Below are 1,420 nucleotides of genomic sequence, written 5' to 3'. Positions count from 1 at the left end.
CGGCGTTGAGTTTGCGTCCGCAGCATTCGCAGTGGAATTGGGATTGGGTTGGACGGTTCTTTTCGCTGGTCCAACCGCATGATCCGCATTCCTGTGAAGTGTATGCGGGGTTGACTTGGGTGATGATGATGCCGTGGGTCTGGTTGAGCCGTTGCAGCTTGTAACGGACCGTGGCACGTCCGGCCCGGCTGATGATCCGGTTCATACGTTTGGACAGTCCGCCGTGGCGGAAGTCCAAGTCCTCGATAACGAGTTCTTGAAGCGTGTCGTCGGCGATGATGTTGAGGACACGGTTGGTTTCGTTCTTCACGTATTCGCGGATGCGACGGTTCAGGTTCCGGTATCGTCTGGACTGCTTGTACGGGATGTTGGAGCGGGCGAGTTCCTTGGTGAGGATGGTCAGCTCGTCGTCGCGTTGTTTGAGCCAAGCATACAGTTTCAACCCGTAGAGGCGTCCGTCGCTGGTGGCGAACAGGCTGTTCAACCCCCAGTCCAAGCCGATCGTCTCGCCCGTGTCACGGGGTTTGATGGTGTCTTGGGTGGTCATGACGAGGGCGGTGACGGTTCCGTCCTCGTTGACGCGTACCTGCAGGTGGTTCGCCAATGTTTCTGGATCATTGGGGTGCAGGTGTGGTTCGAGGTCGGAATGCACGACCAATGGCGCATACAGTGTCTGGTTTTTGGTCAGCGTGGATATGCGCGCCCAATAGTAGAAGCTGCTGCCCTTCATGGACGGTTGGATCTGCGCGATCTTACCATCCATGCTCATGGTTCGGCAGTGCATCGGGTTCGGGAACGGGATGCGTTTGCGCAGATGCTTGATGATGCGCCGCGCCATTTTGTGCGCGGGATCATCGCCCGGCTCCCACCATGCGTGACGCAGGTTGATCCTATACAGTTCACGTTTCAGCCTGTCGTCGATCGTGGAACCGGACACGATATGACGGAAATCGATCTCACGCAGTTCGATCCATGAGTCGAGCATGGCCTTCGCCTGACGGGTCACGGAATCCCATTGGCGTTGCGACAGTCCGCCGTCCCATGTCTTCGCGTCGACCCAACGCGGCTTCTTCCCACCGGTGAGGATCGTCCGCTCCAACACGGACAGTGTATGCTTCAGCCCCTGTCGCCAGACGGGGAGCATGCGCTTCAACTCCAGCGTCTTGCCCGCGTTGACGGGGAATCCGACCTTGTACGCGCTGTACACCTTGTCAGGCTTCGACGGCATCATCCACCCCGCTTTCGGCTTGGGTGAGGATGTCCACCATCTTCACGGCTTTTTTTGACCGGCGCTGACCGTACAGGCGGGCGCTGAACGAGTAGATGATCGACACGAGATCCTGAATCAGATCCGTCCGATCATCCGCAGCCTCGTTGATCACGATGATCTTCCGGCCTTGCGCTTCGATGAACAGGCGGA

General features: G+C 58.2%; 1 protein-coding gene and 1 pseudogene. Both read right to left on the bottom strand.

The genetic code is table 11. The features are described from left to right. The coding region (locus JS541_RS14595; protein ID WP_214375207.1) for a zinc ribbon domain-containing protein at positions 1-1,231 on the bottom strand (1,231 nt) is incomplete at its 3' end. Next, positions 1,212-1,420 (bottom strand): annotated as a pseudogene (locus tag JS541_RS14590) (IS607 family transposase); the annotation flags it as partial. The pseudogene JS541_RS14590 and the gene JS541_RS14595, both read right to left, overlap by 20 nt.

The sequence above is a fragment of the Bifidobacterium sp. SO1 genome, from assembly GCF_018555335.1.
GTDB lineage: Bacteria > Actinomycetota > Actinomycetes > Actinomycetales > Bifidobacteriaceae > Bifidobacterium > Bifidobacterium simiiventris.
This window is presented reverse-complemented; position numbering and strand designations above follow the sequence as displayed.